A 25,629-nucleotide genomic window follows, 5' to 3' on the forward strand; every position below is an offset into this window, starting at 1 on the left:
CCTGTAAGCCTTTACAGGCCGCATATGCAGAGATTTATTTGGCTTTGGCTGCTTGATACAGCTCATCCAATTTTTGTTCGTAAGAATGGTAATTGAGGTAATGATACAAATCGGCGCGCGACTGCATGATGTCGATGACGCCTTGCTGCGTGCCTTGCTCGCGGATTTCTTGGTAGACTTTTAAAGCTGCCGCATTCATGGCGCGGTAAGCACCGCAACAATACAAAATGATGTCAACATCGGCCGAGGCCAATTCATCGCGGGTAAACAACGGTGTTTGTCCAAACTCAGTAATATTGGCCAGAATCGGTACGCCTACCGCCTCGCGCACTTTTTTGTACATATTGAGCGAGGTAATCGCCTCAGGAAACACCATGTCCGCCCCCGCTTCCACATACGCTTGGCAACGCTCTATCATGCGCTCCAAACCTTCAGACGCTAACGCATCCGAACGCGCCATGATGACAAAGCTGTCATCGGTACGGGCATCGACGGCGGCTTTGATACGGTCGACCATTTCTTCTTTTGACACCACCGCTTTATTGGGGCGATGACCACAGCGCTTGGTGCCGGTTTGGTCTTCCATGTGCACCGCCGCCACGCCGGCTTTGATAAACGATTTAATCGTGCGTGCAATGTTAAATGCCCCGCCCCAACCGGTGTCTATGTCCACCAATACCGGCAACTCGGTGGCATTGGTGATACGATTGGCATCAATAAGCACATCTTCCATGGTGGATATGCCCAAATCTGGCAAACCCAAAGAATTGGCCGCCACCGCACCGCCAGAGATGTACAAAGCCTTGTAACCAACGGCTTCGGCCATGCGCGCAGTATAGGCGGTTAAGGTGCCAACCACTTGCAACGGTTGCTCTTCTTGCACAGCGTTGCGAAAGCGTTGACCTGGTGTGATGTAAGTCATGGGGTATCCTCGGTATGGGCATCGTCAAAATGACTGGCCATATTGCGTTTCGATGCTTGGATGTGACGGCGCATCAGCAATTCGGCCAACTCGCCGTCGCCAGCAGCCAGCGCATCGACGATGCGGTAATGTTCGCTCAAAGCGGTTTGGGGGCGCTTGGGCACACTGGAAAAACGAATGCGGTACATGCGCACCAATTGGTACAAATCATCGCACAGCAACTTCTTTAAAGTTTCATTGCCGCTGGCACTGATGATGCGGTAGTGAAAATCGTAGTCACCATCTTGCTCGAAATACGCTGTGCCGGCCTGAAACTGTGGGTCTTGTTCATGGGTTTGCAATACCGCGTACAGAGCATCCAACTCATCACGACTCATGCGTGCAGCTGCCAAACGGCAAGCCATACCCTCCAACTCAGCGCGCACATCGTACAATTCTTCCAATTCGCGCTTGCCCAAAGACACCACGCGTGCGCCCACATGCGGCATGCGCACCAACAGCTTTTGCCCTTCCAATCGGTTCAAGGCCTCGCGCAATGGACCGCGGCTGATGCCATAGGTATCGGCCAAGTCTTGCTCGGAAATTTTGCTGCCCGGCGCCAATTCACCACGGATGATGGCGGCCTGTAACTGCGCAAACACTTGCTCAGCTCGGGTAGCGGTGATTTCGGTGGCCTTAGGCATATTGTCTACAATTTCTTTTAACATGGTCTGAATTTAATCCAAAAATCGCTTATTAGCAAGTGTATAAATGTAAATTGTCGACAATTTAACGGATTTCGCTTGATGCACATCAGCCGTTTGGGCTTTTAAGCATAAAAAAAGACACCTTTTACAAGGTGTCTTTTGTGATTGTCGACAATTTAAAACTTAGTCTTTTTTGTCTTTTACTTCTTCAAAGTCAGCATCTACCACGTCATCGGCAGCGGCTTTTTTAGGTTCTGCATCGGCAGCTTGACCGGCTTCAGCTTGTGCTTGAGCGTACATCATTTCGCCCAATTTTTGGCTGACTGTGCCCAAAGTTTCGGCTTTGGCATCGATGGCAGCTTTGTCTTCGCCTTTGACCGCTTCTTCGGCTTCTTTCACCGCAGCTTCGATTTTTTCTTTCTCAGCAGCATCCAATTTGTCACCGTAATCGGCCAATGATTTTTTCACTGAGTGAATCAAGGCTTCAGCTTGGTTGCGGCTGGCCACCAATTCGGTCAATTTTTTGTCCTCTTCGGCATTCGCTTCCGCGTCTTTGACCATGCGTTCGATTTCTTCTTCACTCAAACCACTAGATGCTTGGATGGTGATGTTGGCTTGTTTGCCAGTGCCTTTGTCCAAAGCAGACACGTGCAAGATACCGTTGGCATCGATGTCAAAAGTCACTTCAATTTGTGGCATACCGCGTGGTGCTGGAGCGATGTCGCCTAAGTTAAACTGACCCAAAGACTTGTTGGCAGACGCACGATCACGTTCACCTTGCAACACGTGGATGGTTACTGCGTTTTGGTTGTCTTCTGCAGTAGAGAAGGTTTGGTTCGCTTTGGTCGGAATGGTGGTATTTTTTTGGATCAATTTGGTCATCACACCGCCCATGGTTTCAATACCCAAAGACAATGGTGTCACATCCAATAACAATACGTCACTGCGACCACCAGACAATACTTCACCTTGAATTGCTGCACCAACGGCAACCGCTTCGTCAGGGTTCACGTCTTTGCGTGGTTCTTTGCCAAAGAAGTCTTTCACCGCGTCTTGCACTTTAGGCATACGGGTTTGACCACCAACCAAAATCACGTCATCAATTTCGTTCACGCTCAAGCCCGCGTCTTTAATTGCAGTGCGGCAAGGCTCAATCGAACGGTTAATCAAATCTTCTACCAAGCTTTCAAACTTAGCGCGAGTCACTTTCAATGCCAAGTGTTTCGGGCCAGTGGCATCCATGGTGATGTAAGGCAAGTTGATGTCGGTTTGTTGACCGCTAGACAACTCGATTTTCGCTTTTTCAGCCGCTTCTTTTAAGCGTTGCAAAGCCATCACGTCTTGGGTCAAGTCTATGCCTTGCTCTTTTTTGAACTCATCAATGATGTAGTTAATCAAGCGTTGGTCAAAGTCTTCACCGCCCAAGAAAGTGTCACCATTGGTGGCCAACACTTCAAATTGTTTGTCGCCATCGACATCGGCAATTTCAATGATCGAAATATCGAAGGTACCACCACCCAAGTCGTATACCGCGATTTTGCGGTCGCCTTTGGCAGCTTTGTCCATACCAAACGCCAAAGCAGCAGCAGTTGGCTCATTGATGATGCGTTTTACTTCCAAACCAGCGATGCGGCCTGCATCTTTGGTGGCTTGACGTTGGCTGTCGTTAAAGTAAGCAGGAACGGTAATCACCGCTTCAGTCACGGTTTCGCCCAAATGCGCTTCCGCTGCTTGTTTCATTTTGCGCAAGATTTCAGCAGACACTTGTGGAGGCGACAATTCTTTGTCTTGTACTTTCACCCAAGCATCGCCATTGGCGGCTTTAACGATTTCAAATGGCAATTTGTCGATGTCTTTTTGCACTTCGGCATCTTCAAAACGGCGACCAATCAAACGTTTTACCGCATAAATGGTGTTTTTAGGGTTGGTCACTGCTTGGCGTTTGGCCGGAGCACCTACCAAAATTTCGCCGCCATCCACGTATGCCACAATAGAAGGTGTGGTGCGAGCACCTTCTGCATTTTCGATTACTTTGGTTTGGCCATTTTCTGAAATCGCCAAACAAGAGTTGGTTGTACCTAAGTCAATACCAATTACTTTAGCCATATTCTGTGTCTCCAAATAACTTGAGTGCAAAACTCAATATCGTATTAGTTAATTCATCAATGATTGCTATATGGTGGGGCTTGGCGATATTTCAAGTGTTGTTTTGCATAAAATGCGCTGCCTCGAAACTGCCGCCGTATCTTGCTATCGCAGCTAAAATGGGCGGTGTTGGCCAAAATTCAAGAGCACACCTCTAAAATTTCTGCCCCAACATGACTATGCTCAACACAGGTTACGCTCACACTTGTTTTCAAATGATTGAATAGCAAAAAGCGGCCTGTAAATGGTTTACAGGCCGCTTTTCAAGATATTTCAAACTCGCTTCAGCACATTCATACCAGTAAGAGGTGTTTACACCGACAACACCGAAGCGTAATTCGCCACTGCCGCGCCGCCCATATTGAATACCAAACCCAGTTTAGGCGCGGTCAATTGCATTTCGCCTGCTTGTCCAGTCAATTGGCGGTAAGCCAGCACGTGCATGGACACGCCCGTGGCGCCGACGGGATGGCCTTTGGCTTTCAAACCACCGGACACATTCACTGGCACCGCACCATCGCGGTAGACCGTGCCGCTTGCCAAGGCCTCAAATCCTTTGCCCTTCTCGGCCAAACCCATGGCTTCGTACAGCAGCAATTCGGCGATGGTGAAGCAATCGTGCACTTCGGCAAAGTTCAAATCCTGCACCTGAATGCCCGCTTGCCCATAAGCGGCCTGTATCGCTTTTTCTGGTCCCACAAAACTGGCCCAATCGCGGCTGTGCAACGGCAATAAATCGCTGACATGCACGGCGGCGGCAAAATGCGCACGCTGTGCAAATTCTGCGGCTCGGTGTTCTGCCACCAACACCACCGCCGCCGCACCATCGCTGATGAGCGAACAATCGCTCATGCGCAAACTCGGTTCAATTAAGGGATTTTTCTCAGATACAGTGTTGCAAAACTCAAAACCCAAGTCTTTGCGCAATTGCGCATACGGGTTCAGCAGCGCATTACTGTGGTTTTTGGCGGCAATTTTCGCCATTGTTGGCAATGGGTCACCATAACGCTGACCATAAATCTGCGCCGCGCGGGCAAATACCGCGGGAAACGATACACCTGCTTCATCGGCATGGTTTTGATAGCCGGCGCCGGCCAAAGCACGGGTCACGCCGGCGGTGTCGTTGTGGGTCATTTTCTCCACGCCCACCACCAAAGCCACTTCTATGCGTCCCGACTTGATGGCATCTATCGCCGCATACATCGCCGCTGCACCTGAGGCACAGGCATTTTCAAACCGTGTTGCCGGCTTAAAACGCAAGCCAGCATCGGCCTGTAAAATCAGCGATGAGGCAAACGCATCCGCAGCCATACCGGCATTGAAATGCCCCAAAAACACCGCATCCACATCATCGCCACTCACACCCGCTTCTTGCAGCGCTTCTTGTGAGGCAGAAACAATCAATTGTTCCAAATTCTCTTGCAAACGCCCAAACTTGGTATGGCCTGAGCCTACGATAGACACTCCGATTCCCATCTGCTTCTCCTCTGTACTATTTGCCACCATGGTGGTCTGGCTGTTTTTCTTGTGTCACACACTAGCACAGAGTGCCCAAACTGCCTATCGTCTGTCCATGACTCTGCTAAGTAAATGCTCACGATTAAGAATCAGAAACCGATGCGCTTAACAGCGTATTCTTGTGTCTGGCTGAGCAAGCCAGCACGTCAACGCCTAGCTCAATACGCCAAGCAACATCCAAGACACCACGGATTGCGTCCACATACTGTATTCATTGCACTCTTTTGCTTGGTTTAAACACAATAAAGCGGCCTGTAAACTGACTTACAGGCCGCTTTAATGTTTATTACTGCGATAAAGCTTATTCAGCCGCTTTGGCCACCACCACCATGGCAGGACGCAATACGCGGTCGTTGAGGCTATAGCCTTTTTTCATCACCGAAACCACGGTGTTCGGCTCTTGCTCGCTCGCTATCGCTTGCATCGCTTGGTGCAAATGTGGGTCGAGTTTGTCGCCCACCGCAGGGTTGATTTCGCTCACATGCGCTTTTTCAAACGCCTTATTCAGCTCCGTCAACGTCATGCTCACGCCCATTTTCAAAGCATCGAAGTTTTGGCTTTGGTCGAGCAAAGCCATTTCCAAATAGTCTTTGACGGTCAACAATTCGGTCGCAAATTTTTGGCTGGCAAATTTGTGCGTGTGTTGTATCTCTTCTTCATGACGGCGGCGCAAGTTTTGTTCATTCGCAGCAGAGCGCAAACGCTCGTCTTGCAGTTGGCCTTGCAACTCTGCCACTTCCGCAGCCCAGTCTTCAGCCGTTTTTTCAACTGCTTCTTCTGGCTGGTGCAAATCTGCGACATTTTCGGCTTGTTCTGCATCCAATACCACGTTTTCTTCTGCTGTTGTCTTGTGTTCGCTATCAGTCATTTCGCATCCTTTCTCAGGTAATTCGGCTAGGATTGGTAATCCATGTTCACATTTGAAATCAATTCCGGTGCACATTTGGGCGAATGCGCATAATTCAAGCCATCGCCATAGGCTTAGCGCAGTTTTACAGGCCGCTTGCTGCATTGCATCAATATGCGTTTGTGGATTAATCTTAAGACTACAAAAATGATAACTATAAGATAGTTATACCAAAGGAGTCTGTCGTGAAGTCCAAACTGGCCCACTTACAAGCCAAAGCCGTGGCAACCATCATTTTGGAGGGTTTTAACAAGCATTATACCTTGTTCCATGCCGCCAGCGCCCGCGCCAAGCCCATGTTTGAAGCCGCCAATTGGCTGGGCATACAGCAATTGGTGGCCGACCGCATCCAAATGTATGACGACCGTGTGCACGAGGCGGTAGAACGCCTGCGCTACGAATCCGGTGCCAATGCTTTTTCCGACGACATTTGGCAACAGGCCAAAACCGAATACATCGCTTTATTGGTTAACCACAAACAGCCCGAACTGGCCGAGACGTTTTTCAATTCGGTGACCACCAAAATCTTGGACAGCATGTATTTCAGCAACCATTTTATTTTTGTAAAGCCGGCGATTTCGACTGAGTACATAGATTCGTTTCCCCACACCTTCCGCTCGTTTTACCCAAATAAGCAAGGCTTGAAAGGCTGTTTGAACGAGGTATTGAGCCATTTTGATTGGCAAATTGCCTTTGCCGATAAAAAACGCGACATCGCCAACATCATGCGTGCGGCCAAAAAACACTTCAAACAAGAATGGCCGCTGGAAGAAATCAACCTGCATTTGCAAGTGTTGCATTCGGCGTTTTACCGCAATAAATGCGCTTATATTTTTGGGCAAATCATCAGTGGCAACCAGCGTTACCCGTTTGCCTTGGCCATCGCCCACAATGAAGACAATTTGCTGCGCGTGGACGCGGCCTTGTTTGAGGCCGAGCAAATTGCGGTATTGTTCTCGTTTGCACGCGCGTACTTCTTGGTAGAAATGGAAGTGCCATCGGCGTATGTGGAATTTTTGCACACCATGTTGCCGATGCGTTCCAAAGGCGATTTGTACACCTTATTGGGCTTGCAAAAACAAGGCAAAAACATTTTTTACCGCGAATTTTCGCGCCATTTGGATTACTCGCACGATTCCTTCATATTGGCGCCCGGTGTCAAAGGCTTAGTAATGTTGGTATTCACGCTGCCATCGTTCCCGTATGTGTTCAAAATCATCAAAGACAAATTCGGCCCCAATAAAGACTTCAATCAAGAATACGTGCGCCAAAAATACCTGTTGGTGAAAAAGCACGACCGCGTCGGGCGCATGGCCGATACCTTGGAATATTCCAATGTCGCCATTCCATTGGCGCGCGTCGATGCCGAATTATTGGCCGAATTGCGCACCTTAGCGCCCAGCCAAATCAAAGAACAAGGCGAGTGGCTGATCATCAAACACATGTACATCGAATTGCGTTTGAAGCCGCTGAACATGTTCATGCAAAAAGCAACGGTGGAACAAAAAGCCCAAGCCGTTATCGACTATGGCAATTGTTTAAAAGAACTGGCCACCGCCAATATTTTCCCTGGTGACATGTTGTACAAAAACTTTGGCATGACCCGTTTTAACCGCGTCATTTTTTACGATTACGATGAAATCGAATACATGACCGATTGCAACTTCCGCGACATCCCCGAAGCCCCCAATCCCGAATACGAATTGTCGGACGAGGTTTGGTATCCGGTGAACAAAGGCGATGTGTTTCCGGAAGAATTTGGCCCATTTTTATTGGGCGAACCGGATGTGCGCAAAATCTTCTTGGAACACCACCGCGATTTGCTCACGCGTCAATTTTGGCAATCGCGCAAAGACCGCATCCAAAGCGGCATCATCGAAGACTTTTTCCCCTACCCGCAATCGACACGTTTTTACAACGATGGCGATATTTACGACAGCCATACCGAAAGCGATGCTTAAGCCAAGATAAGTATGGCGAAGATGCACGCTTCAAGCACTTCTGCCTCGATATCACACTGGTGCAGCAGTGCAAGCACTTATCCACAGTCTGAATATTCACCGCCATGTTTACAGGCCGCATCAAGCGGCCTGTAAGCGTATTCAAGCAAGGTTTAACTTTGCTGATGGATACACTGGCAATAGACTGGCAATCAAGCATCCCCAAACCGCACAACTGTTTGTCCAAACGGTTTACCGATATGAATCCAATATCCATTCCAATAATTCTATTTTCCAATCTTCGACCATTTCCGTTTTTAAAGTTAATGCAATTTTTCGTTTCACTCTGCGTGAAATGACGGAATCTATTTCTTCTGTGTTCTCAACAATGGTGAAAGCCTCGTTAGCGACCTCAAAACCGCCTAGCAATACCCACCCTACTGCTTTTTCAAACAAAGGCGCACTGGGATAATTTTGTAAGGCATAGATTAATGTGGCCTTCCTGTCTTGAAACAACGGTTGCTCTAACAAATACAGCAACACCTCATAAATGTCCTCATCTTTGGCCTCAGCCAAATCCAAGATGTAGTTATTAAACGGTCGGATATCATCTTCATCCAACCTGCTCATGACATCTGCTAATAATTGCTGATTCAACATAAATCTTCTCTAAATGATTGTAAATATCAACAGCTTACCTATCATCTTATTCAATGTCTTAGCGATGCTCAGATTCATTTTTCTGCCTGTACATCAAAACCATGTACTTGTTCTTCATCAACACCATTACCCACATACACCGTTGTGTCTGGGAAATGACAGCAACTACCTATCCACTCTCCTCAGAATAAGCGCTAGAGGTCACCATCAAACAATGTTGCAATGGCTGCCATCAAGACAGTGCCATGAAGCGGGCTGGTGTGGCGCAGGGATGCACCTCAGTTACGCATGCCGCAACTTGGCTTGAATACTCGTCCCTCATCAAACCCAACATGGTTTTTCGCAGCAGACACTCCTGTAATGTCGGCCTCGCAGTTGTTACCGCCATTCTTATAATATAGAAACAATGCCCCGTTCCTGCATCAACCCAATTCTCTACCCAAAATCTGGGGAATACTTAAGGCGTAAGCCACCAAAACCGGCCTGTAAACCTTGCACCGCAATTTTTTGTGCACTGCTACGCTGTTTTATATAAATCTGACAGCAGACAACCATAATATTGCCAACAAGGATGATTTTTGACTTATTTTCCCATCCAAAAATCACAATTTCCATTTTGTGCGCACATTTATTGTCGTCATTAACACTGCAATGCAACATTTTTTAAAATATTTTTTACCCACTTGTAATGAAATACACAGGATTTGCAAGTTTCGATTTGAATCATGTAGCGCAGATTACGAACAAATGTGAACCATCATTTGCACTGGTTTGCGCTTGAAATTGTTCACTTGCAACAATTTATGCATATAGAATTATAAAATGTTGGAAAATGTTGCAAATTAACATGTTCATGTTTTCGCTTTTTCGTTTCACAAGATACTGAAAACAGGCACTTTTTTTAAAAAAATCCTTTGCTTTTTTTCTGAGACAGTGGTTAAATTTGCTGCATCGCACCACCTGGTGCAGATTTCCAAACTCCGATTAGAACAAAGGAAGATTTACCATGACAACACGTGCAGAACGCATTGCAGCTATTGAAAAAGACTGGGCAGAAAATCCTCGCTGGAAAGGCATCAAACGCGACTATACCGCTGAAGACGTTGAGCGTTTGCGTGGTTCCGTACAAGTTGAGCACACCATCGCTCGTCAAGGTGCGGAAAAATTGTGGACTTTGGTGAACAATGAAGACTTCATCAACTGTTTGGGCGCTTTGACTGGCGGCCAAGCGATGCAACAAGTGAAAGCCGGCATCAAAGCGATTTACTTATCAGGCTGGCAAGTGGCCGCCGATAACAACGGCTACATGAGCATGTACCCTGACCAATCTTTGTACCCTGTGAACTCTGTTCCTGCCGTGGTTGAACGCATCAACAATGCTTTTGCCCGTGCCGATGAAATCCAACATGCCAAAGGCATCGAACAAGGTGATGCTGGTTATATTGATTACTACGCTCCTGTTGTGGCTGACGCTGAAGCCGGTTTTGGCGGCGTGTTGAACGCGTTTGAATTGATGAAATCCATGATCAAGGCAGGCGCGGCTGGTGTGCACTTTGAAGACCAATTGGCTTCAGTGAAAAAATGTGGCCACATGGGCGGTAAAGTATTGGTGCCTACCCAAGAAGCGATTCAAAAATTGACCGCTGCCCGTTTTGCGGCTGACGTTGCCGGTGTTCCGACTGTGTTGTTGGCGCGTACCGATGCCAATGCCGCTGACTTGTTGACCAGCGACTACGATGAAAACGACCGTCCATTCGTGACTGGCGAGCGCACTGCTGAAGGTTTCTACCGTGTGAACGCAGGCATCGAACAAGCGATTTCTCGTGGTTTGGCTTACGCCCCTTATGCAGACTTGTTGTGGTGTGAAACTGCCACGCCTGATTTGGAAGAAGCGCGTCGCTTTGCCGAAGCGATTCATGCCAAATTCCCAGGTAAATTGTTGGCTTACAACTGCTCTCCTTCTTTCAACTGGAAGAAAAACTTGGACGACGCGACCATCGCCAAATTCCAACGCGAATTGGGTGCCATGGGTTACAAATACCAATTCATCACTTTGGCCGGTATTCACAACATGTGGTACAACATGTTCGACTTGGCACAAGACTACGCAGAACGCGGCATGTCAGCTTATGTTGAAAAAGTACAAGAGCCAGAATTCGCAGCACGTGACCGCGGTTACACCTTCGTATCACACCAACAAGAAGTAGGCACTGGCTATTTCGACGATGTGACGACTGTGATCCAAGGTGGTGCTTCTAGTGTGACTGCTTTAACCGGTTCTACCGAAGAAGAGCAATTCCACTGATATCCAAATAATGTGTGTCGTTTTGGGCAACCTTCGGGTTGCCTTTTTTGTGTTCTGGCGTCGCATTTTTCGCTACCTGTGGTGCCAAAGCGGGAAAGGCATTGACAAGTTCCGTCTAAAATCATGATGATGTCTTCAAGAGCGCAACGCCTATTCTGAGAAACCACCATGAGTGTGTATGCCTTAAAACCGAAGTTTCAAGCCTTATTGCGCCCCATCGTGCAGCGCTTGGCAACGCGTGGTATCAGCGCCAATCAAGTGACGGTAGCGGCCTGTATTCTGTCGGCCATCACTGGTTTGCTCATCGCCATCGGCCTGTATTATGGTGCGCTGTGGGTATTGGTTTTGTTGCCGATTTTTTTGTTTGTGCGCATGGCCATGAATGCCATTGATGGCATGTTGGCGCGCGAACACGCGCAGCAATCACCGCTGGGCGGCTATTTGAATGAGCTTACCGATGTGTTGTCCGATGCCGCGCTGTATCTGCCTTTAATGCTGTTACCCAACAGCAGCATCTTTTGGGTGTGGCTATTGGTGTTACAGGCCGCATTAACCGAGTTTGCCGGCGTGTTGGGGCAAGTGCATGGCAACGGTCGCCGCTACGATGGCCCCATGGGCAAAAGCGACCGCGCACTGTGCATAGGCACATTGGCCGTAGTGTGGCTGTGTTGGCCCGAGACTTTGGCCTATACCAACGCCGTATTTATTGTGCTTAACCTCGTTTTGACCTATACCATTTACCGGCGCGTGCGCAATGGCTTGCGCCCACAGGAGTGATTATGGCCACCACCACGCAACACCATTTCAGCAGCCACGATGGCGTGTCTTTGTTTTACCAACACCGTCCTGCCGTAGCGGCCACCGCCACCAAAAAAGCCATCGTGTTGTTTCACCGTGGCCATGAGCATTCAGGCCGCATTTTGCATGTGGCCGAAGAATTGGTGTTGGACGATTGTGATTTCTTCGCTTGGGATGCGCGCGGTCATGGCATGAGTCCGGGTGAGCGCGGCGACGCACCGAGTTTTGGCGCCATGGTCGCCGACGTTGACGCTTTTATCCGCCACATCCAAGCCACTTACAACATCGCCGCCGAAAACATCATCGTGGTGGCGCAAAGCGTTGGTGCGGTAGTGGTGGCAACATGGTTACACGACTACGCACCCAATATCCGCGGCGCGGTGCTGACCTCGCCTGCGTTCAAAGTGAAGCTGTATGTGCCGTTTGCGCAAGCAGGCTTGAGCCTGATGCAAAAACTGCGCGGCAATTTCTTTGTGCAAAGCTATGTCAAAGCACATTATTTGAGCCACGACCCCGAACGCATCCAAAGTTATCAAGAGGATGACAAAATCACCCGCGCCATTTCCGTGCGCATTTTACTCGGCCTGTACCAAGCGGCAGAACGGGTGGTCAAAGATGCTGCAGCGATTACCACACCGATACAATTGCTGATTTCCGGCCGCGATTGGGTGGTACACCATGGCCCACAACACGATTTTTACAATAATTTGGGCTCACACATCAAAGAGCGCATCGTTTTCGATGGCTTTTACCACGATACCTTGGGCGAAAAAGACCGCGAGCTGGCCATAGACGCGATGCGCCGCTTCATCCGCAAACTGTACGAAACCCCGCTGCAAAGCATCGATTTGACCCAAGCGCATGTGTATGGTGACAGCAAACGCGAAGCCGACGAATTGGCCACGCCGCTGTCACCGTTGTCAGTGCGCGGCGCCTATTGGAACACGCAACGCGCTTCCATCGCCTTGGGCGCCAAATGGTCACAAGGCTTGAAATTGGGACAAGACACCGGTTTTGATTCTGGCTCGACCTTGGATTACGTCTACCGCAACACCCCTACTGGCAGCAATGGTTTCGGGCGCTTGGTCGATAAGAATTACCTCAACGCCATCGGTTGGCGCGGCATACGCCAGCGCAAACAAAATCTGCAAACCCTCATTCAAGATGCGATGCAGCGCTTGCGTGCGCAAGGCCAAGCCGTACATGTGCTGGACATTGCCGCCGGCCACGGTCGCTATGTGCTCGATGCCTTAACCGCCGCCGAAAAACCCGATTCCATCCGCTTACGCGATTACAGCCCCATCAATGTTGAAGCCGGTCGCAACTTGATACAAGAGCGGCAATTGCAAGACATCGCCAGCTTCGACGAGGTCAACGCTTACGACCGCGCCAATTACCAAAATCTGGACCCACAACCGACCTTGGGCATCGTCTCTGGCTTGCATGAGCTTTTCCCCGACAACAACTTAATTAATCAATCATTGCTCGGTTTTGCCGATGCCATAACCAGCGGCAATTATCTGATTTACACCAATCAGCCGTGGCATCCGCAATTGGAAATGATCGCGCGCTGCCTCACCAGCCACCGACAAGGCAAGGCATGGGTGATGCGCCGCCGCAGCCAACGCGAAATGGACCAATTGGTCGCCGCCGCTGGCTTTGATAAGGTACGCCAACTGATAGACGAAGACGGCATCTTCACCGTCACCTTGGCACAAAAACGCTGATGCGGCCTGTAAGCTGTTTTGAACTTGCCCCCAAACTCAGCTGGCGCTACCGCCTGCTGTGTTTGCTTGGCATGGGCGTGGTGTTTTATTCAACGTATGGTGGTGCCAATTATTTGGCGGGAATGCGCAGCGATGTGCCCGAGATTTTTTGGGCATGGGAGCGGCACATTCCGTTTTGGGCATGGAGCATCGTGCCATATTGGACGCTGAATCTGTTTTACGCGGCGGCGTTTTTTTGTTGCAACACGCGGGCGCAAATTCACCGTTTGCTACAGCAATTGCTGTTGGCACAAGCCATCGCCGTGGTGTGTTTTATTGCCTACCCTTTAACTTTTACTTGGGCCAAACCGTTAACAGATGGCCTTACAGGCCGCTTATTCAGTGCCTTGGCTGGTTTTGACCAGCCCTACAATCAAGCGCCGTCTTTGCACATCATCCTCACCATGGTCATCGGCCGTTTTTATTGGTATCGCTTTCGCCCATGGCTGCGCCCATTGTGGTTGGCGTGGCTCGTGCTCATCGCTGTGTCCGTGCTCACCACTTACCAACACCATTTCATCGACATACCCACCGGCATGTTGGTCGGCTGTTTGATTTTGTGGCTGCTGCCTTGGCAAAGCTCACAAGTGGCAGAGCGCGCAAGCTTTCGCTGGCCGACAGCCACCAGTTCCATGTCCACTCTGCCCAAACCGCAGCGCCACCACACCCATCTGCGTTGGAGCATGTTGTATGCGCTGGCGGCGCTGTTATGTGCGGTGCTGGCCTTGTCGTTACAGGCCGCTTGCTATGTGCTATTGTGGCCAGCGCTGGCTTTGGCATGGTTATCACTGTTGTATTACCACGCTGACCCAGCGTGGTGGCAGAAACAGGCCACAGGCAAACACACGATGGCGGTAAGCCTGTTCGCCTTGCCACTGCGCCTGATTTGCCGCCTCAATATGGCGTATTGGCTGCGTGGGCAAGCCTTGTCTGCACCGGTGACCGCGCGCATTCATGTGGGCAGTGTGTTGGCGAGTGAGAATTTTCAAGCCGTGGTCGATGTCTGTGCCGAATACCCTGTTGCCCGCACGCCACCGCACTATGCCGCCATACCCATGCTCGACATGGTGATGCTGGATGTGACCGCGGTACGTACTGCCGCCATCGCCTTAGAACAGTTGTTGCAACAACAAGAGCAGCCGGTATTGGTGTGTTGTGCTTTGGGCTACAGCCGCAGCGTGGCTGTGGTGTTAACGTATTTGCTGCGTTCGGGTCAGGCAAACGATTTACAGGCCGCACTCAACATGGTGCAGCAAGCACGCCCACAAATGGTGGTCTCAACACTGAACCAACAAATGATATTGAAAGCCGCGCATGAGTGAGCACGCCTTGTACCACACCACCGCCGCCACCCTCGCCAGCGCCACCATCAGCATGGTGGCAGCGTGGCTGTTGGCCGCGCTCGCTTTTATGGCCGTTCTCATCGTTCCTGCTTATTTATCGGTGTATGCGGCGGTGTTTTTGGCGGTGTTGCTGCTGGCTTCAGCATATTTGCACCTGCGTTTGCATTTGGACACGCTGTTATTGCGGGCTTTGGCGGCGCAACAATTAAACGCTGCTGATTTAGAAAAAGCCTTATTGCAATTGCGTTTGCGCAAAAAATCACTGCAACACACGCCCCACAGCCGCTGCGCCGCTTGTTTGGCGGTGTGGTACAAATCTCTTGTCATAGATTGTGTGTTATCCTTGCTGAGTGTCATCACTCTAGTCAGCACCACACTCTAAAGCAGGAGCCTGCATGAAACCCGAGCTTTCCAGTCCATTGGCGCGCGTCATGGATACTTTTCTGTGTTTGATTACTTCCTTCATCACTGGCGTGAGCTCGAAACAAGCCAGCGATTTGGCGTTCAGCCCCAGCAATAAGGTCTATTACGCCAACCATTCCAGCCACGGCGATTTTGTGTTGGTGTGGATTTCCCTGCCCAAGACTTGGCGCATGCTCACCCAACCGGTGGCTGGTGTCGATTATTGGCTCAGCAGCAAGCTCAAGGCTTTCATTGCCGAACAGGTGTTTCGGGTCTTGCTCATCGACCGCCAACACAATCCGCAACAGGCAATTGCCGCCATGGACGCGGCGCTCAAAGACGGCAAATCATTGATTTTGTTTCCTGAAGGCACACGCAATACCACCGACGACCAAATGCTGTTGCCATTCAAAAGCGGCCTGTACCATTTGGCGCGCGAAAACGAACATGTGGAATTTGTGCCAGTGTGGATTAACAACATTAACAAAGTCTTGCCCAAAGGCAAAATTCTGCCCATCCCCTTGCTGTGCGATGTGCGCATTGGCGAAGTGATTAAAAAACTGCCGGATGAAGACAAAAACGCATTCTTAAGCCGCACCCGCCAAGCCTTATTGGATTTGGCGCCACAGGAGGCAAAATGACTTTACCCTTCTCTTTGTGGTGGCTGTTCCTCGCCATCTTGGCCATTTTGATTACCGCCAGCTCCGTCGGCTCCATCTTGGCGCTGAAATACGGCTCGCAAAACCCGACCATCAGCAATTTGAATGCTCGCATCAATGCATGGTGGGTAATGACGCTGGTGTTGGTCTTGGCCTTTATCACCGGCCATATTGGTTCAACCTTTTTGTTTTTCTTGGTATCGTTTGCGGCGCTGCGCGAGTGTTTGAGCCTGATTTACAGCCGCCGCGGTGATTACGCGGTATTGGTGGCCTGTTTTTACGTGGTGCTGCCGGTGCAATACTATTTTGTCCTCACCGATTGGTATGGCATGTTTGCCATCTTCATCCCGGTGTACGCATTCTTATTGCTGCCCATCTTGGCCGGCTTATCGGGCGACCCAACGCGTTTCCTCGACCGCACTGCCAAAATTCAGTGGTCGCTGATGGTGAGCGTGTTCTGTATCTCACATGTGCCATTTTTACTGAACCTGAAAATCGAAAACTTCGACCAAAACATCTTATTGGTGATTTTCTTGATTGCCGTGGTGCAAGCGAGCGATGTGTTGCAATACATTTGGGGCAAATTATTGGGCAAACGCAAAATCGCACCAGTGTTGTCGCCATCGAAAACCGTCGAAGGCTTTGTTGGCGGTGTGGCCTCGGCCACGGCTCTGGCCACTGCTTTGTGGTGGATTACGCCATTCACACCGTTTCAGGCCGGCTTAATCGGCCTCATCATTTGTTTGATGGGTTTTGCCGGTGGTTTGGTGATGTCGGCGGTGAAACGCGACTTTGGTGTCAAAGACTGGGGCCACATGATTAAGGGCCACGGCGGCATGATGGACAGGGTTGATTCGATTTGTTTTGCCGCACCCATCTTCTTTCACATCGTGCGCTATTATTGGTCTTAAATCCATGTAAAAGCGGCCTGTAAACACTGAAAAAGGTTTACAGGCCGCTTATTGATGTCTGCTACCCCCTCCTACTCGGCTTTTTCTATTTTTTGCATCGAGGCAAGTTATCTATCCCACTGTAAATTATGGCCTAAATCCGTTTTCTCGGACTTTAATCCTTAAGTTACGCTTCCGTGCAACACAGTGTTGTAAATACACTCATATTTTCTGCATCTGAATTAAATGCATATTCCGATAAATATCTAATTTATTTATCTTATTTTTCTATAATTCACAATAGTCAATTGGCATGTACATTATGCGCAAAAGTCTTTTCCAATTTCCAGCCAGTCAATTTAGAATGTACATTCATTCACAATAAATGAAAGAGGAATACATCATGAATTACAATGAATCAGTGCAACAATTGTTGAAAACCGACGGTGCTTTGGCCGCGGCTGTTGTCGATTATTCCAGTGGTATGTTGTTGGCTGGTGGTGGCTCATCCAATATTGATTTGGAAATCGCGGCCGCAGGTAATACCGAGGTAGTACGTGCGAAAATGAAAACCATGGGTTTGTTGGGTTTGAACGACAGCATAGATGACATCTTGATTACTTTGGGTGAGCAATACCATTTGTTGCGTCCTGTCAGTCGCCAAGACGGTTTGTTCTTGTATTTTGTCTTGGACAAATCCAAATCTAACTTGGCTTTGGCACGTCGCAGCTTGGTGGATGTGGACAAACAAATTCGCTGATGGCCAATCAAAATCCATGTGTATTTTTGCAGTATTCATGGCTTTTACTTTGATAAAGCGAATGCAATCGTTTGAATAAGCAACAATAAAACGGCCTGTAATGATTTACAGGCCGCTTTTTTAAATGCTTGCGTTTAGCAACACATCAGCAATTACAATTTGCCAGAGTTTTCTGCCAAGTAAGAAGCCACGCCTTCTGGGCTGGCATTCATGCCTTTGTCGCCTTTGTTCCAGCCAGCTGGACACACTTCACCGTGTTCTTCGGTGAATTGCAAAGCGTCAACCATGCGCAACATTTCGTCTACGTTACGACCCAATGGCAAGTTGTTCACCACTTGGTGTTGTACCACACCGTCTTTGTCGATCAAGAAAGAACCACGGAAGGCAACGCCGCCTTCGCTTTCAACGTCGAATGCACGGATGATTTCGCCTTTAACGTCGGCAACCATGGTGTAACCCACTTGACCGATACCACCGTCGTTAACGGCAGTGTTGCGCCATGCATTGTGAGTGAATTGGCTGTCGATAGACACAGAGAACACTTCAACATTGCGTTGTTTGAATTCTTCCAAACGGTGATCGAAAGCGATCAATTCAGATGGACATACGAAAGTGAAGTCCAATGGGTAGAAGAAGACAACAGCGTATTTGCCTGCAGAAGCGGTTTTGAAGTTGAAATCATCAACAATCGAACCATTGCCTAAAACTGCGCTGAATTTTTTATCGGTGTCGTGAAAAAATGGGGCTGGTTTAGCTACCAATACTGCCATGTTAAATCTCCTAAACTAAAAATAGGTTATAGACCTGAACTGCCAACTGTTTACTGTAATGAATTTACCCCCATGCGGCAAATTGAATTTCCTCATGAGCAAATTACAATAAACTATGCGCACGCTTTATTGCAGTGCCAACACTTTTTGCACGGCTGCATTGGCAGCCACGCGTGCATGCAAGGCCTGTAAGTTTTTACAGGCCGATAAATCCACTTCTTTGTAGCCGGCCCAATTGAGCGCCACCAGCAAATACACGTCGGCGATGGTCAATTCATCGGCCAAATACTCACGGCCATGCAAATGTGCATCCACAGCCGCAAACAAGCTTTGCAATTGCTTTTTCGCCGCGGCCACCACCTCGGCTTGTGCAGCTTCGCTTTCGGCAAAACGCTGTGGGCCAAACAAAATCGAAAATTTGCTGTGGATGTCAGCATTGATCATGCCCAACCACTGATGGGCTTTGGCTTGTTGTTTAGCGTCGCCCTTACCAAACAAATGCGCTTGTGGGTATTTTTCGGCGATGTATTGCAAAATCGCGGTGTTTTGCGACAAGGCAAAATCGCCGTCTTCCAATAAGGGCACCGAACCTTGGGGATTTTTGGCCAAGAATTCCGGCGTTTTGGTACCAGCAAAATCCAATTTGACCAATTCAAACTCCGCCCCTGCCCACTCCAAGGCCACGTTGCCTACGATAGAACAGGCGCCTGGTAACATATAGAATTTCATTGAATGTCCTCTTAGGGTTATGCCACTTGATGTTGTAACAAGATTTTGCCGACAATTTCGGCGGTGTCTTTCGACACATTCGCTTGCGCTTGTATGCGTTCCAATTGTGCCAGCATCAACTGCTGACGGGCATCATCGATACGACTCAACACATTAAACGCCTGCACCAAACGGGCAGCCACTTGCGGATTGTAAGCATCCAAGGCGATGATTTTGTCTGCCACAAACTCATAACCACGACCGCTGACATGGTGGAATTGGCCGATATTGCGCGTAAACGTACCAATCAATGCCCGCACCTTATTCGGGTTTTCCATGCTAAAGCGCGGATGGGCTAAAGCGGCCTGTACGCGTTCAAACGTGTCACTGCGGGTGCTGCTGGCCACCAACATAAAGTATTTGTCCATCACCAACGCATCTTCATCGAATTTACGCGCAAATTGTTGCAGTAATTCGTCGCGTATTGGATTTTCGGCACAATTGATGGCTTGCAAAATACCCCATTCATGCGTCATATTAAACGCCAATTTGTCGTATTGTTGTTTGAAGTAAGTCAGGCTCTCAGGTTGGGCGCGCGGCAAATACGAGCGCACGGTATTGGTGAGGCCACGGAATTTTGCCAACAAGGGATGGTAGTCGGCAATATTGTCCAAACCACTGTTCAATTCGCGCTCTTGCGAAGTGTGGCGCAAGCCACTCAAATCGTTGACACAGGCTTTGGCGATGCTGCTCACCACCCACTCACGCGCTTGCCACAATAAGGTTGGATCGAGTTGGGCAAAGTCTTGGTCCCAAATCTCTTGTTCGCTTGGCACCGTCAACATCAGGGCCAACAAGGCCGCGTCGATGTCTTGCTGCATCAATTGTTGCAACGCTTGGGTCAAATGGCTGATCTCAGGCATGGCCGCACCATCGCGCAACGCACGCACCGCTTGCTTCATCACGCGACGGTACAAGATTTGTCCGGCTTCCCAGCGCGCAAATGCGTCTTTTTCATGCAGCATCAACACGCTCAGCTCGGCTTCGCTGTATGGGTAATCCAAATACACCGGCGCGCTGAAACCATGCAATAAAGACAATATTGGCGCATCGGCCACACCGTTGAAGACCCACTCTTGTTCGGCTTCACGCAATACCAACACCGTTTCTTGTGCACTGACACCGTCTAACTCAAAGTGTTGCGCCTCGCCTTGTGAATTCAACACACTCATTTTCAACGGTATCATCAACGGCAATTTGGCGGCCGTGGTATCCGGCGTGGCAGGCAAGTGTTGAGCGGCCTGTAAACGCAGAGTTTGACTGGCGGCATCGTAAGTACTGTGCAAACGCACTTGCGGTGTACCGGCTTGGCTATACCACAAGGCAAACTGGGTTAAATCATAACCATTGGCATCGGCCATGGCCAAACGAAAATCATCGCACGTCACCGCTTGCCCATCATGGCGCTGGAAATACAGCTTCATGCCTTTTTGGAAACCTTCTTCTCCCAATAAGGTATGCAACATGCGTACAATTTCGGCGCCTTTTTCGTACACGGTTAAGGTGTAGAAATTGTTCATCTCGGTATAAGACGCAGGGCGAATGGGATGGGCGGTAGGGCCTGCATCTTCAGGGAATTGGTTGGCACGCAACACCATCACGTTTTCAATGCGACGCACATCACGGTTGGCCATGTCGCCAGAGAACTCTTGGTCGCGGAATACGGTTAAGCCTTCTTTGAGCGACAGTTGGAACCAATCGCGACAGGTCACACGATTGCCGGTCCAGTTATGGAAATACTCGTGTCCGATGACACCTTCGATGTGTTCAAAGTCTTTGTCGGTAGCGGTTTTGGAGTCGGCGAACACGTATTTGGTATTGAAGATGTTCAAGCCTTTGTTTTCCATAGCCCCCATATTGAAGTCGCCAACGGCCACCACCATAAAGATGTCCAAGTCGTATTCCAAACCAAAACGCTCTTCATCCCAACGCATGGCGCGTTTTAAGGAAGCAATGGCATACGGTACTTTGTGTTTGTCTTGCTCGGAAGTGTAGAAATGGATGACCACTTTGCGGCCAGATTGGGTGATGAATTCGTCTTTGCTACAGGCCAAATCCCCTGCCACCAAGGCAAACAAATAGCTGGGCTTGCGAAATGGGTCTATCCATTTTACATAGTGGCGCTTCTTATCCACATCGCCTGCCGCCACTTGATTGCCATTGGATAACAATACTGGATAACGTTTTTTATCGGCCACAATGGTGGTCGAGAATTTGGTCATCACATCGGGACGGTCGAGATAATAGGTGATTTTGCGGAAGCCTTCTGGCTCGCATTGGGTGTACAAATTGCCATTGGAAGCATACAGACCCATCAAACTTTTGTTTCTGTTTGGATGCACATGGGTGGTGATTTCCAATACAAAACTCTCGGTGGGTACGCTATGGATGGTGAGGGTTTCGGTGGCATTGTCCACAACATACGCAGTGTCGGTCAGAACTTCACCATCCAATACCACTTCGATTAATTCTGCTGAACCGGTCAATTCCAATGGCGTGTGGCTGGTTTGCTTGGGCAATACCACCATGCGCGACTTCACTTGTGTGTATTCATCTTGAATATCAAAGTGCAAATCCAATTGGGTAATACTGAATTCAGGACGCTTATAGTCTTTTAAATAATGAACGGTTTGCATGCATTAGGCTCCTGTTATTCTTATGTCTTCATGGCAATGCGGGCTATTGTACTGCCATACTCTGGCTTTGTCTTAAGCCACATCATGCACCCTAGTCTTCTTGCAAAGTTTTACAAGTCCACCTAGCTGTTGGTGTCTGGCAGACAAATATGGGTACAATGCTTTTTTCTCAACCAGGGCTGCTTATGAAAATCACCTCTTGGAATGTGAATTCCCTCAATGTGCGTTTGCCCCATGTCTTACAATGGCTGGAGTCTCATCCTGTTGATGTGCTGGCCTTGCAAGAATTGAAATTGGATCAAGAAAAATTTCCCATCAACGATATTGAAGCTGCCGGTTATCAAGCAGTGTGGTTCGGACAGAAAACCTACAATGGTGTGGCTTTAATCTACAAGGGCGAAATCGCCGATATCATTCGCGGCATCCCCAATTATGCTGATGAACAAAGGCGCATGATTGCGGCCACCATCAATGGTGTGCGCGTCATCAATGTGTATTGCGTGAACGGTGAAAGCCTAGACAGCCCCAAATTCCTCTACAAACAAGAATGGTTTGACGCTTTACAGACTTTTGTTGCCAGCCAAATTCAGCAATATGAAAAAGTGGTGTTACTCGGGGACTTCAACATCGCTCCCGCCGATATAGACGTGTACGATGCCGAGAAATGGCGCAATCAAATTTTGTGCTCTGCAGATGAGCGACAATGGTTTGAACAATTATTGGCATTGGGTCTGACTGACAGCTTCCGTTACAAACGGCCTGTAGACGTGCAATACACATGGTGGGATTACCGCATGAACATGTTCAAACGCAAATTGGGTTTGCGTATAGACCATGTCTTAATCAGCGATGCACTTAAAGATGGCATCATTGAGGTGTCAGTAGATGAAAACGCCCGATCTTGGGAAAGACCGAGCGATCATGCGCCTATTACTTTAGAAGTAGCGTGACTCGTGTTAGGCAGCAATGCCTAACACAATCTGACAAAATATCTTACAAAATGTCGACGATATTTTTGGCTGCGCGCTTCGCATCCAAAAAGATCAAACCCAGTTTTGCACCTTCTTTTGCAATAACGGTTAAGACGGCATCGTGACCGGCATAACTCATCAAGATGTAACCATTGCTGCCTTTTACCATCACTTGATCAAGATCACCACGATTCAATTCACGTGCGGTACGTTCACCCAAAGCCAACATCGCTGCGGCCATGGCACCTACACGGTCTTCGTCAACGTCTTGTGGTAATAAAGCTGCCATGGTCAAACCATCTGCAGAGATAATTGCAGAGGCTTCGATGTCTGCTGATGAGCCATTTAAATCACTCAGAATTGACTTGAGCATTTGTTCACGCATTTAAATTCTCCAACTTCTAAAATAAAAATTAAAAACCGTAACGTTGATATAAGATCTCGACCATTTTGACAAATGCATCTGATTGTAACTGAGGAGTACCCGCAATCACCAATACAAATTTATATTCACCAAAGTATAGTGGATAAAATGCCAAATGACTTTGTCCAGTAGGATCACAAATACCCCACGCACTTTGGTTAATGTTCAAGTTATTACGAATCAACAAGGCATGTTGTTCAGATAAGCGAATTACCTCACCAGCCAATGCTGAAATCTCTTCAGCCGATTCATGGTGAAAACCCGCTTCAGCAATGTACAAGCCAGTATCGTTGGCCAACAAAGCACGGCCTGTATCTGACATTTGTTGTAATAAGCTGGGTAAAGAGCTTTCCATATTGGCAGTAACGGCCGACTCAGGCTCTTTAACACCTTGGATAAATTCAAGTTTTTGCAAACGGTACAGAATATTAACAGCAGACTCTAAGGTATCGGTTTGCGCCCACGACTGGACTTTTTCTGGTGTGGCCGCAACTGGGCTCTTCTCACCCAATACATTACACAAAAAAGTACGACTCGGGTTCTCTGAGTTACCAGAAACCGCGAAATAAGCCCCAGCCGGTGTCAGCTTTGGATACAGTTCTGATTGTAAGGAAAATTGTGCTTGCATACGATTAAGCCTCTAAGCCAGGGTCAATCGAAAATAGCAATGCCATCACCAAATTTTTGACATCGTTCTCTTCACGAGCATCAACTTCAAAAACAGGGGCATTGATATTGTTATTATTCAAATATTCACGGTAAACATCCAAATTTGGCTTGCTCTGCAAATCCATTTTGCTCACACCAATCACCATCGGTGCAACCGCAATCAAATCGGCAAATGCTTCCATGAAAAATTGCAAATCCTTCAGAGGATTAGAACGGGTATTATCCAACATTAAAATCAAGCCGATACTGCCTTGGCTCAAGATTTCCCACATAAAGTCAAAACGTTCCTGCCCTGGTGTGCCATACAAGTGTACTTTAGTAGACTCATCCAAACGAATCACACCATAATCCATTGCAACAGTGGTATTTGCTTTACGTGCCAGTGTCATGTCAGATGCACGTGCATCGGTCTGAATGGGCGGTTCATCACTGATTGCAGCAATGGCAGTCGTTTTACCAACACCAACCGGCCCTGTAAAAATTATTTTACTTTCAATCATCGAATCCTACCTTAGTTATTTACCTGTTAATTTTTTCAACAGCCGTTGCAACATAGAACTAGATTGTTTTGGACGAACAGGAACTGATGGTACCGCTTCAGCACTGTGAGTTCCGGATGCTGCAGCATGGTCTTGCACGCTGGTATTATGGTGACCAGCATATTGATTTCCTTGTCCAACAGTAGCCATTCCAGAATGCACTGGTTGCACTTTTAATAAATTGGTTACGTGCGATGCTGCAATGAAATTCAGCAAATCTGCAATGTCTACACGAATCATTTTATAAATCATCGGTAAATTGACAGGGGATTTGGTTAAAAAAGCAGACAATCTCATGGCATCAGGAATGTATGCCAATCGTGTAATATTAGGCCAACTGCTTAAAGCAATGGGTTGATTTACATCAATCTCATTGATAAGACGACCTTTTGCCGTCCAAACTGCAAACTGCCACAGGCAAGAATCCATCTGAGCCTTAGCATGTTGCTGCCACTCGGGATGTTCACCAATTTTTTTGATGGTAATGACCACATCAGCGTCTTGGCAAATTTCTTCCAGTCGTTCTGGTGCAACCGCTAATAACACCCTATCAACACTAGGGAAATACATCAACACTGGCTTGTTATCAACGATTAAAGCCACATTCTCTGTTTCTGTCGCAATTTGTCGAGTCGCACCCAACAAACCCGTAGTGGCATCGAATATCTTGATTTGGTCTGCAGGAAATGTCACATCGCGAGGCACCGCACTCACTTCTGGTTCGTCAGCCAAGGTGTTTTTGTAGTTTTTAGCCTGTTGCTTAAAAGACAAGCGTTCACGATTTTGAGGTTGAGCAGCTGCATCGGCGACTTTAAACGTCACCACACCTGATAAAGCGGCCCGCAACACCGGAAACAATGTTTCAACCTTGACCGGTTTAGGCAAGAACGCCACATCAAATTTGGGTTCTAAGATAGACGAATAAACCCGAGGAATATTTGGATACTCAGATTGGGCTTTTTCCCACAGTGCTTCCCCTTCAACACCATCGGTATCCACCACCAATACATCAGCTTGCTGTGCATCATCAACCAATTGAAATTGTGTTGCTGTATGCATCTTAAACGCCATACTGAAAATGGCAGACTTTCTTGCATCAACCCCTAATAACATGACTTTTACTAAGGGCATATTAGACAATGAATTCATCT

The 25,629-nt window shown here is 48.3% G+C and carries 24 protein-coding genes; 10 read left to right on the forward strand and 14 right to left on the reverse strand.

The window, feature by feature from the left end:
* Window positions 1–34: 34 nt before the first annotated feature.
* The 5 genes from prpB to grpE form a co-directional block, all read right to left on the reverse strand.
* The gene (prpB, locus tag BN3003_RS09780; RefSeq protein ID WP_058356470.1) at window positions 35–922 is read right to left on the reverse strand and encodes a methylisocitrate lyase; all 888 of its coding nucleotides are present in this window, start codon (window positions 920–922) and stop codon (window positions 35–37) included.
* On the reverse strand, window positions 919–1,629 hold the full coding sequence (locus BN3003_RS09785) for a GntR family transcriptional regulator (RefSeq protein WP_058356471.1): 711 nt from the start codon (window positions 1,627–1,629) through the stop codon (window positions 919–921). Before BN3003_RS09785 ends, prpB begins: the two co-directional genes overlap by 4 nt.
* Window positions 1,630–1,791: 162 nt before the next feature.
* Window positions 1,792–3,714: a molecular chaperone DnaK gene (dnaK, locus tag BN3003_RS09790; RefSeq protein WP_058356472.1), complete on the reverse strand. Its 1,923-nt coding sequence runs from the start codon at window positions 3,712–3,714 to the stop codon at window positions 1,792–1,794.
* 351 nt (window positions 3,715–4,065) lie between these two features.
* On the reverse strand, window positions 4,066–5,229 hold the full coding sequence (locus BN3003_RS09795; protein WP_058356473.1) for a thiolase domain-containing protein: 1,164 nt from the start codon (window positions 5,227–5,229) through the stop codon (window positions 4,066–4,068).
* 343 nt (window positions 5,230–5,572) lie between these two features.
* The gene (grpE, locus tag BN3003_RS09800; RefSeq protein WP_058356474.1) at window positions 5,573–6,139 is read right to left on the reverse strand and encodes a nucleotide exchange factor GrpE; all 567 of its coding nucleotides are present in this window, start codon (window positions 6,137–6,139) and stop codon (window positions 5,573–5,575) included.
* Between the two features lie 224 nt (window positions 6,140–6,363).
* Here grpE and aceK point away from each other — a divergent pair, with 224 nt between their 5' ends.
* Window positions 6,364–8,139, forward strand: coding sequence for a bifunctional isocitrate dehydrogenase kinase/phosphatase (gene aceK, locus BN3003_RS09805; protein ID WP_058356475.1), 1,776 nt, complete (start codon window positions 6,364–6,366; stop codon window positions 8,137–8,139).
* A gap of 231 nt (window positions 8,140–8,370) precedes the next feature.
* Here aceK and BN3003_RS09810 read toward each other — a convergent pair whose 3' ends face one another.
* Both BN3003_RS09810 and BN3003_RS09815 read right to left on the reverse strand, forming a co-directional pair.
* Window positions 8,371–8,778, reverse strand: coding sequence for a hypothetical protein (locus BN3003_RS09810; RefSeq protein ID WP_058356476.1), 408 nt, complete (start codon window positions 8,776–8,778; stop codon window positions 8,371–8,373).
* A gap of 435 nt (window positions 8,779–9,213) precedes the next feature.
* The gene (locus BN3003_RS09815; RefSeq protein ID WP_058356477.1) at window positions 9,214–9,393 is read right to left on the reverse strand and encodes a hypothetical protein; all 180 of its coding nucleotides are present in this window, start codon (window positions 9,391–9,393) and stop codon (window positions 9,214–9,216) included.
* A gap of 391 nt (window positions 9,394–9,784) precedes the next feature.
* On the opposite strand from BN3003_RS09815, the gene aceA reads away from it, so the two are divergent.
* From aceA to BN3003_RS09855, 8 genes are all read left to right on the forward strand, one after another.
* Window positions 9,785–11,083, forward strand: coding sequence for an isocitrate lyase (aceA, locus tag BN3003_RS09820; RefSeq protein ID WP_058356478.1), 1,299 nt, complete (start codon window positions 9,785–9,787; stop codon window positions 11,081–11,083).
* 168 nt (window positions 11,084–11,251) lie between these two features.
* Window positions 11,252–11,860 (forward strand): CDP-alcohol phosphatidyltransferase family protein, encoded by a 609-nt coding sequence (locus BN3003_RS09825; protein WP_058356479.1) that lies wholly within the window; start codon window positions 11,252–11,254, stop codon window positions 11,858–11,860.
* Between the two features lie 2 nt (window positions 11,861–11,862).
* Window positions 11,863–13,608, forward strand: coding sequence for a bifunctional alpha/beta hydrolase/class I SAM-dependent methyltransferase (locus BN3003_RS09830; protein ID WP_058356480.1), 1,746 nt, complete (start codon window positions 11,863–11,865; stop codon window positions 13,606–13,608).
* Complete coding sequence (locus BN3003_RS09835; protein ID WP_058356481.1) at window positions 13,608–14,969, forward strand: phosphatase PAP2/dual specificity phosphatase family protein; 1,362 nt, start codon at window positions 13,608–13,610, stop codon at window positions 14,967–14,969. The genes BN3003_RS09830 and BN3003_RS09835 overlap by 1 nt, the downstream gene beginning before the upstream one ends.
* On the forward strand, window positions 14,962–15,372 hold the full coding sequence (locus BN3003_RS09840; RefSeq protein WP_058356482.1) for a hypothetical protein: 411 nt from the start codon (window positions 14,962–14,964) through the stop codon (window positions 15,370–15,372). Before BN3003_RS09835 ends, BN3003_RS09840 begins: the two co-directional genes overlap by 8 nt.
* A gap of 13 nt (window positions 15,373–15,385) precedes the next feature.
* The gene (locus tag BN3003_RS09845; RefSeq protein ID WP_058356483.1) at window positions 15,386–16,033 is read left to right on the forward strand and encodes a lysophospholipid acyltransferase family protein; all 648 of its coding nucleotides are present in this window, start codon (window positions 15,386–15,388) and stop codon (window positions 16,031–16,033) included.
* Window positions 16,030–16,962 carry a phosphatidate cytidylyltransferase gene (locus BN3003_RS09850; RefSeq protein ID WP_058356484.1) on the forward strand — a complete coding sequence of 311 codons (933 nt, stop codon included), beginning with the start codon at window positions 16,030–16,032 and terminating at the stop codon, window positions 16,960–16,962. The genes BN3003_RS09845 and BN3003_RS09850 overlap by 4 nt, the downstream gene beginning before the upstream one ends.
* 382 nt (window positions 16,963–17,344) lie before the next feature.
* Entirely contained in the window at window positions 17,345–17,701 is a 357-nt protein-coding gene (locus tag BN3003_RS09855) for a hypothetical protein (protein WP_058356485.1), read from the forward strand.
* A gap of 152 nt (window positions 17,702–17,853) precedes the next feature.
* Here BN3003_RS09855 and BN3003_RS09860 read toward each other — a convergent pair whose 3' ends face one another.
* From BN3003_RS09860 to pepN, 3 genes are all read right to left on the reverse strand, one after another.
* Entirely contained in the window at window positions 17,854–18,471 is a 618-nt protein-coding gene (locus tag BN3003_RS09860) for a peroxiredoxin (protein ID WP_058356486.1), read from the reverse strand.
* A gap of 126 nt (window positions 18,472–18,597) precedes the next feature.
* Window positions 18,598–19,200 carry a glutathione S-transferase family protein gene (locus BN3003_RS09865; protein ID WP_058356487.1) on the reverse strand — a complete coding sequence of 201 codons (603 nt, stop codon included), beginning with the start codon at window positions 19,198–19,200 and terminating at the stop codon, window positions 18,598–18,600.
* A gap of 17 nt (window positions 19,201–19,217) precedes the next feature.
* Window positions 19,218–21,875 carry an aminopeptidase N gene (gene pepN, locus BN3003_RS09870; protein ID WP_058356488.1) on the reverse strand — a complete coding sequence of 886 codons (2,658 nt, stop codon included), beginning with the start codon at window positions 21,873–21,875 and terminating at the stop codon, window positions 19,218–19,220.
* A 185-nt stretch (window positions 21,876–22,060) separates the two neighbouring features.
* Between pepN and xth the strand changes: the two genes are divergently transcribed.
* Window positions 22,061–22,825 carry an exodeoxyribonuclease III gene (gene xth, locus BN3003_RS09875; protein WP_058356489.1) on the forward strand — a complete coding sequence of 255 codons (765 nt, stop codon included), beginning with the start codon at window positions 22,061–22,063 and terminating at the stop codon, window positions 22,823–22,825.
* A gap of 43 nt (window positions 22,826–22,868) precedes the next feature.
* Here the strand turns inward: xth and BN3003_RS09880 are convergent, their stop codons facing one another.
* The 4 genes from BN3003_RS09880 to BN3003_RS09895 are packed head-to-tail and all read right to left on the reverse strand — an operon-like array spanning window position 22,869 to window position 25,627.
* Window positions 22,869–23,231 (reverse strand): roadblock/LC7 domain-containing protein, encoded by a 363-nt coding sequence (locus tag BN3003_RS09880; protein WP_019957059.1) that lies wholly within the window; start codon window positions 23,229–23,231, stop codon window positions 22,869–22,871.
* Window positions 23,232–23,259: 28 nt separating this feature from the next.
* Window positions 23,260–23,898 (reverse strand): hypothetical protein, encoded by a 639-nt coding sequence (locus tag BN3003_RS09885; RefSeq protein ID WP_058356490.1) that lies wholly within the window; start codon window positions 23,896–23,898, stop codon window positions 23,260–23,262.
* A 4-nt stretch (window positions 23,899–23,902) separates the two neighbouring features.
* Window positions 23,903–24,439 (reverse strand): GTP-binding protein, encoded by a 537-nt coding sequence (locus tag BN3003_RS09890; protein WP_058356491.1) that lies wholly within the window; start codon window positions 24,437–24,439, stop codon window positions 23,903–23,905.
* Between the two features lie 15 nt (window positions 24,440–24,454).
* Complete coding sequence (locus BN3003_RS09895) at window positions 24,455–25,627, reverse strand: hypothetical protein (RefSeq protein WP_147645401.1); 1,173 nt, start codon at window positions 25,625–25,627, stop codon at window positions 24,455–24,457.
* Window positions 25,628–25,629: the final 2 nt, after the last annotated feature.

It is taken from the genome of Vitreoscilla massiliensis (assembly GCF_001457815.1).
GTDB classification, from domain to species: Bacteria; Pseudomonadota; Gammaproteobacteria; order Burkholderiales; family Neisseriaceae; genus Vitreoscilla; species Vitreoscilla massiliensis.

What these genes read in the sequence shown, in the direction of transcription:
- BN3003_RS09795 (WP_058356473.1), bottom strand. Translation starts at nt 5,229, where the DNA reads ATGGGAATCGGAGTGTCTATCGTAGGCTCAGGCCATACCAAGTTTGGG.
- prpB (WP_058356470.1), bottom strand. Translation starts at nt 922, where the DNA reads ATGACTTACATCACACCAGGTCAACGCTTTCGCAACGCTGTGCAAGAA.
- BN3003_RS09830 (WP_058356480.1), top strand. Translation starts at nt 11,863, where the DNA reads ATGGCCACCACCACGCAACACCATTTCAGCAGCCACGATGGCGTGTCT.
- BN3003_RS09810 (WP_058356476.1), bottom strand. Translation starts at nt 8,778, where the DNA reads ATGTTGAATCAGCAATTATTAGCAGATGTCATGAGCAGGTTGGATGAA.
- pepN (WP_058356488.1), bottom strand. Translation starts at nt 21,875, where the DNA reads ATGCAAACCGTTCATTATTTAAAAGACTATAAGCGTCCTGAATTCAGT.
- BN3003_RS09885 (WP_058356490.1), bottom strand. Translation starts at nt 23,898, where the DNA reads ATGCAAGCACAATTTTCCTTACAATCAGAACTGTATCCAAAGCTGACA.
- xth (WP_058356489.1), top strand. Translation starts at nt 22,061, where the DNA reads ATGAAAATCACCTCTTGGAATGTGAATTCCCTCAATGTGCGTTTGCCC.
- BN3003_RS09840 (WP_058356482.1), top strand. Translation starts at nt 14,962, where the DNA reads ATGAGTGAGCACGCCTTGTACCACACCACCGCCGCCACCCTCGCCAGC.
- BN3003_RS09815 (WP_058356477.1), bottom strand. Translation starts at nt 9,393, where the DNA reads ATGGAAATTGTGATTTTTGGATGGGAAAATAAGTCAAAAATCATCCTT.
- BN3003_RS09850 (WP_058356484.1), top strand. Translation starts at nt 16,030, where the DNA reads ATGACTTTACCCTTCTCTTTGTGGTGGCTGTTCCTCGCCATCTTGGCC.
- grpE (WP_058356474.1), bottom strand. Translation starts at nt 6,139, where the DNA reads ATGACTGATAGCGAACACAAGACAACAGCAGAAGAAAACGTGGTATTG.
- BN3003_RS09895 (WP_147645401.1), bottom strand. Translation starts at nt 25,627, where the DNA reads ATGAATTCATTGTCTAATATGCCCTTAGTAAAAGTCATGTTATTAGGG.
- BN3003_RS09845 (WP_058356483.1), top strand. Translation starts at nt 15,386, where the DNA reads ATGAAACCCGAGCTTTCCAGTCCATTGGCGCGCGTCATGGATACTTTT.
- BN3003_RS09890 (WP_058356491.1), bottom strand. Translation starts at nt 24,439, where the DNA reads ATGATTGAAAGTAAAATAATTTTTACAGGGCCGGTTGGTGTTGGTAAA.
- dnaK (WP_058356472.1), bottom strand. Translation starts at nt 3,714, where the DNA reads ATGGCTAAAGTAATTGGTATTGACTTAGGTACAACCAACTCTTGTTTG.
- BN3003_RS09785 (WP_058356471.1), bottom strand. Translation starts at nt 1,629, where the DNA reads ATGTTAAAAGAAATTGTAGACAATATGCCTAAGGCCACCGAAATCACC.
- BN3003_RS09825 (WP_058356479.1), top strand. Translation starts at nt 11,252, where the DNA reads ATGAGTGTGTATGCCTTAAAACCGAAGTTTCAAGCCTTATTGCGCCCC.
- BN3003_RS09855 (WP_058356485.1), top strand. Translation starts at nt 17,345, where the DNA reads ATGAATTACAATGAATCAGTGCAACAATTGTTGAAAACCGACGGTGCT.
- aceA (WP_058356478.1), top strand. Translation starts at nt 9,785, where the DNA reads ATGACAACACGTGCAGAACGCATTGCAGCTATTGAAAAAGACTGGGCA.
- BN3003_RS09880 (WP_019957059.1), bottom strand. Translation starts at nt 23,231, where the DNA reads ATGCGTGAACAAATGCTCAAGTCAATTCTGAGTGATTTAAATGGCTCA.
- BN3003_RS09860 (WP_058356486.1), bottom strand. Translation starts at nt 18,471, where the DNA reads ATGGCAGTATTGGTAGCTAAACCAGCCCCATTTTTTCACGACACCGAT.
- BN3003_RS09835 (WP_058356481.1), top strand. Translation starts at nt 13,608, where the DNA reads ATGCGGCCTGTAAGCTGTTTTGAACTTGCCCCCAAACTCAGCTGGCGC.
- BN3003_RS09865 (WP_058356487.1), bottom strand. Translation starts at nt 19,200, where the DNA reads ATGAAATTCTATATGTTACCAGGCGCCTGTTCTATCGTAGGCAACGTG.